The sequence below is a fragment of the Pseudonocardia sp. genome, from assembly GCF_025465255.1.
Taxonomy (GTDB): Bacteria; Actinomycetota; Actinomycetes; order Mycobacteriales; family Pseudonocardiaceae; genus Pseudonocardia.
In genome coordinates, this window is sequence record NZ_JAODNI010000055.1 from 1 (window position 1) to 4,962 (window position 4,962).

The window sequence follows — 4,962 nt, forward strand, 5'->3', positions numbered from 1 at the left end:
GGCAACCTCCAATTCGCCGGCGATGTCCTGCACCGCGCGCTGAGCCAGCAGCGCGCCGCCGGCGGCGGCTGGTACCCCGTGCTGCCCTGGCTGGCCTCCCCGGACTACGTGCAGCTGGCCACCGATCCCGACCTGTTCGACTACCTGCGTCGCATCCAGGACACCATCCGGGCCCGGTTGACCGAGTGGTGCGCGACCCTGGCGTGAGCTCATCGGGCAGTGGACCCCGCTCGGACCGGCTACGGCCGCCGATTCCACCTCTATACCGTCGGTACCGAGGAGTCGTTCACCCTCGGCCCGTTGCATGCCGGCATCGGCCTCGACGAGATGCTCGCCGCGCTCGCCGCCGCCGAGTGAGCGTCACGGAGACCCCGGGAACGGCTGTCCGAGCTGGCCAACCTCTACCGCCGGGGCGTCCAGGCGGCCAACGACCAGCACCTCGAGGAAGCGATCCAGGCCGTGCTGACCGAGCGGGCGCCCGCCGTGCTCGACCTGCCCGCCGAACCTGCCCTTACCCGGATGCTGCGCCACGCCCACGAGCTGGGATGGGACATCCCGCACGCGGTCCCCGACACCGAGAGCCTGCGCGGCATCGAAGGCGCCAACGACCCGGCCGCGGTGCTCTACCGGCGCGTCGAGCACCGCTGGCCCGTCATCTCGGCATCGGCTACTCCGCAGGGTCCGCGTCCGGATACCCGCCGCCGGCCATAACCGGAAGCTCACAGGACACCGTGGTGCCGCAGCCCACCGGGCTGTGCACGGAGAACGTCCCGCCCAGCGCCTCGATCCGGTCCCTCAGCCCGACCAGCCCTGAGCCCCGCACCGGGTCGGCGCCGCCGATACCGTCGTCACGCACGCGCACCCGGAGCGTGGCGCCGAGGGCCTCCGCGTCCACCTCGACAACCGAGGCACGTGCGTGCTTCGCCGCGTTGGCGAGTATCTCCGAGACGGCGCAGTAGGCGCCCATTTCGACAGACTCGGGAAGCCGGTTGTGGACCCGCACGTCTATGACCACCGGGACGGCTGAGCGCCGCGCGAGCGCGCGCAGTGCCGGGCGCAGTCCCGCCTTGGACAGGATCGCCGGGTGTATGCCGCGGGAGAGCTCCCGTAGGTCATCGATCACGCCCGCGAGCTCAGCGGCTACGTCCTCGATCTCGGTACGGATCTCGCCATGTTCTGAGGATGCCTCCGCTACCAGACGCAGCCTGAGGATCAGCGAAACGAGGCGTTGCTGCGCGCCGTCGTGGAGGTCGGACTCGATCCGCCGACGGGCCTCGTCCGATGCGGAGACTAGCCGCGCGCGGGCGGCCATGAGCTCAGCCCGGCTGTGTGCGTTCGCGACCACCGTGGCCACCAAATCGGTGAACTCCGTCATCTGCTGCTCGGTGTCGGGCGGCAGTGACCCCTGCCCAGACCCGACGGCGATCATTCCCCACAGCCGGTCCTTGACGTGTATCGGCACCGCGACCGCAGACCGTAGCCCCCCACAGAGATACGGCTCCCCGCCCGGGATGTCGTGGTAGTCATCGGTACGGGCGGGCCGCCCGGAGCGCAGGACGGTCGCGGTCAGCCCGGTCGGCGGATGGCCCGCCCAGAGTTGGCCGACCCGCACGTGGGGGCCCATCGTGCCCTCGTGGGCGAGGAGGGTCGTCGTTCCGTCGAACTCATATCTGATCACGCTGGCGATGCCGTGACCGAATTGCCGCAGGACTTCCTTGGTCACGGCCACGAACACCGCCTCGGGCGGTTCGCCCCGCGCTATCAGCATGGCCAGGCGGCGCAGTGAGACCTGCGTGTCGGCGAGTTCGCGCAGTTTCTGCTCGGCCTGGGCGCCTGCGAGGGCGGCCCCGGCGACTTCCATGACGTCCTCCATGCGGAGTCGGTGCCAGTCGGCACGTTCTTCCCCAGGTCGCGGCGCCGTCACGCCCCAGTCGCGGCCCTGGATCACGATGGGCGTGGCGACCCAGCCCCGGCCTGCCTACCCACCATACTCAGAAGCAACCCACGCCACGCAGGGCAGCAACGGGCAGCCCGACCTCACCCGCACACTGCATGCAGGACCGGGCCTGACATCGGCCGGGATCGCGACGGACATCTGGCCACAAGCAACCAGGCGAAATCGCTCGCGGCTCCGGCTCTCACCCAGAGCCGGGCCATCCGTTGCGCAGGAATGGGCACAAGTGCTGCAGGCATCCGACAGCCAGGGTCCCGGCAAAGCCGTCAGGTGATCTTGAAGTGGCGGCCGGGCTCGCGGTCGGCGGGCCCGACCTGTGCCCAGGGCAGCGCGTGCAGCCGACGCAGCAGGGCGGGCTTGCGTGCACACCCGGGGCGGTCATGCCGATCACCTGCGCGAGCGGGGTGGGCACTACTTGTTGGCGGTGTGCCGCTGGCCTTTTCGAACACCGACATCAGGTGCGGCTCGTGATCCATAAGAACGACCTGCACCGACACGCCGATGATCACCAGAAGGTCGTGCCCAGTCGATCCTACGTCCGCGCAGAAGGTCAGCACCCACTCATCGCAACCTTGCCGGGGCCCTGATCCGACAGCTTCCCCGCCCCGGGCGGGGGGAGAATACTTGTGAAGCCCGCCGTACCTCGCTGGCAGTGCGAAAGGGTCAGCCTCGTCATCCCGGGAGTTCGTATGGCAAAGCTGCTCATGATCGTATCCAGCGCACGGATGATCAGATTGGCGGACGGCATCGATCATCCAACCGGTTACCGGGCGGAAGAGGTGAGAGAGCCATATGAGACATTCGTGGCCGCAGGCGTCGACGTGGTCATTGCCACCTCGGACGGGAAGGTGCCGCAGCTTGACCCGTGGGGCCTTGAGCCGTTCTTCCATTATCCGCAGGTGGACGAGGACTTCATGTTCTCGGTGCTCCGCAGGTTCGCCTATCACTCAGACCGCGTCCGGGTGACGTTCACCCACTTCAGCGAGCTGAACCTGGTGGCGGTCCGGCGGACCTACCTCGCCCTGCTGGAAACGGGGATGGGGCCGGTGGAGGCGCGCAAGGCCGTCGAATCGGCAGCGCAGCGGGCCTGGCGGCGCAACATTGACTTCACCAAGACGCTCGCGGAGGACGAGGAGGTGACCAGCCGGTTGTCCGTGGAGCGGATCGGGGAGATCCGGGACCAGGTGTGGCAGGCCAGCCAGGCGAACGCCCGGCAGGCGGTCGAGACCCTCTCAGCGATTCCCGGGCTGCAGCGTCCCCGCAGTCTGAGTGGGCTGACCGATGAGGAGATCGTGTCCTGTGACGGCGTGTTCATCCCAGGCGGCCACGGGGCGCTGGTCGACCTGCCGGATAACGCCGATGTCGGCCGTGTCCTGGGGCTGATGTACGGCGCGGGCAGGATCGTCGGCGCGTTGTGTCACGGACCGGCGGCGCTGCTGTCCGCCCCGGAGATCGATGGGGCGTGGATGTTCGACGGCTACAAGATAACCGCGTTCACCGACGAGGAGGAGGACCAGACCAAGGCGGGGAAGATCGGCATGCCCTGGTCGCTGGAGGCAGCACTGAAGAACCGCGGCGCGATCTTCGACGACGGCGATGCGGCCTGGGTGTCCCACGTGGTCATCGACCGGAATCTCATCACGGCTCAGAACGAGGGTTCATCCGAAGCCGCCGCATGCGCCGTGCTCAAGCTCCTGGCGATCTGAACAGATGAGTACGCGCAAGGTGGCGCAAGACCTCTTCGATCGTATGCAGGTTGGCGACGTGGACGAGATCTTGCGCATGGTGACACCGGACGCCGCCGTATCCCTGATGCCATTGCAGGTGCACGGCTCAATGGCGGCCGAGGGTGCGGACTACCTGCATGGGCTGGCCAGGTCCTTTCCCGACCTGCTGATCCGGTTGCGACGGCTGTTCGTCACAACCGACAACACCGCCGTAGCCGAGATCACCATCGAAGGGACCCAGGCCGATGCCTTTCTCGAGGCAGCCAACCTGGCAAAGCATGTCGACCTCGACCAGGCCTGGATGCTGGAGGTCACACCCGACGGGCGGATCAGCGCTGTTACTACGTACTGGGACCAGAACCAGCTCTATCGCCGGCTTGGCGTCAAACGGCTCGACATCGCCGGCTCGGCATCAAACGGCTCGACAAGATCACGATCACGGCAAGGTGAGGTGGTGAGGGGTACCGAGGCACTGCGAGCGGGCTCCGGCTCGACAACGCGCGAAGCGACGGCCAGGGCGACGGTGTTCAGGTTCTTCGACGCCTACCGGGCGCGTGATGTGGAGCGCATGGTCGAACTGTGCGCGGACAACGCCGACTTCCGGTATGTGCCATTCGAGGTGTGGGGCCGTCAGCGGGTGCTGCACGGCGAAGGCAAGGTCTGCACCGTCGGCAAGCCGATCTGGACCGCGCTGATCGACGCCTTCCCCGACCTGACCAACACGGTGACCAGCGTCCGCGCTGACGGAGAGGGCAATGTCGCGGTGCAGGCCGACATCAGCGGGACCCAGACCAAGGCCTTCGGTGTCATCGCCTGCGCCGGCGGTCACTACGAGCTGCCGCACCTGTTCCTGTTTCACGTCACCGGCCACGGGTTGATCGACGATGTCGTCTCCTACTGGGACAACGCGCATTGGAAGAAGCAACTCGGCTGGTTCGAGGTCGACTAGGGCGATCTGGCGGGAGGTACGTCATGGCACGCATGGCTCGGGAAAAGTGGTACGACATCGCACGCGACCTCGACTGGGAGCTGTCCTACGTGGACTACGAGGCGGTGTTCCCGGAGTGGATGTGCGGGCAGGGAAAGGTTCCCCGTGAGGCGTGGGCGACGTGGGACGAGCCCTACAAGGTGACCTATCCCGAGTATGTCGCGATACAGCGGGAGAAGGAAACCGGCGCCTACTCGGTAAAGGCGGTGCTGCAGAAATCCCGGGTCTTCGACCAGCTGGACGAGGGCTGGAAGTCGGTGGCCAAGCAGCATTTCGGCGCGGTCGCTCTCATC

7 protein-coding genes and 1 pseudogene are annotated in these 4,962 nt (G+C 67.4%); 6 read left to right on the top strand and 2 right to left on the bottom strand.

The features are described from left to right. From JWP64_RS05640 to JWP64_RS05650, 3 genes are all read left to right on the top strand, one after another. Positions 1-207, top strand: a 207-nt coding sequence (locus JWP64_RS05640) for a hypothetical protein (RefSeq protein ID WP_297493132.1), incomplete at its 5' end; no start/stop codon positions are given. A 12-nt stretch (positions 208-219) separates the two neighbouring features. Continuing rightward, entirely contained in the window at positions 220-357 is a 138-nt protein-coding gene (locus tag JWP64_RS05645; RefSeq protein WP_297493134.1) for a hypothetical protein, read from the top strand. Positions 358-459: 102 nt separating this feature from the next. Continuing rightward, positions 460-711, top strand: a complete 252-nt coding sequence (locus JWP64_RS05650; RefSeq protein WP_297493137.1) for a hypothetical protein — start codon at positions 460-462, stop codon at positions 709-711. Here the strand turns inward: JWP64_RS05650 and JWP64_RS05655 are convergent. After that, positions 668-1,873 (bottom strand): GAF domain-containing protein, encoded by a 1,206-nt coding sequence (locus JWP64_RS05655; RefSeq protein ID WP_297493140.1) that lies wholly within the window; start codon positions 1,871-1,873, stop codon positions 668-670. The genes JWP64_RS05650 and JWP64_RS05655 overlap by 44 nt on opposite strands. Before the next feature lie 347 nt (positions 1,874-2,220). Next, the gene (locus JWP64_RS05660) at positions 2,221-2,511 is read right to left on the bottom strand and encodes a hypothetical protein (protein WP_297493142.1); all 291 of its coding nucleotides are present in this window, start codon (positions 2,509-2,511) and stop codon (positions 2,221-2,223) included. 132 nt (positions 2,512-2,643) lie between these two features. On the opposite strand from JWP64_RS05660, the gene JWP64_RS05665 reads away from it, so the two are divergent. The 3 genes and pseudogenes from JWP64_RS05665 to JWP64_RS05675 form a co-directional block, all read left to right on the top strand. Beyond that, the gene (locus JWP64_RS05665; protein ID WP_297493144.1) at positions 2,644-3,660 is read left to right on the top strand and encodes a type 1 glutamine amidotransferase domain-containing protein; all 1,017 of its coding nucleotides are present in this window, start codon (positions 2,644-2,646) and stop codon (positions 3,658-3,660) included. Between the two features lie 4 nt (positions 3,661-3,664). After that, positions 3,665-4,630, top strand: a complete 966-nt coding sequence (locus JWP64_RS05670) for a nuclear transport factor 2 family protein (RefSeq protein ID WP_297493146.1) — start codon at positions 3,665-3,667, stop codon at positions 4,628-4,630. A gap of 23 nt (positions 4,631-4,653) precedes the next feature. Next, positions 4,654-4,962 (top strand): annotated as a pseudogene (locus tag JWP64_RS05675) (toluene monooxygenase); the annotation flags it as partial.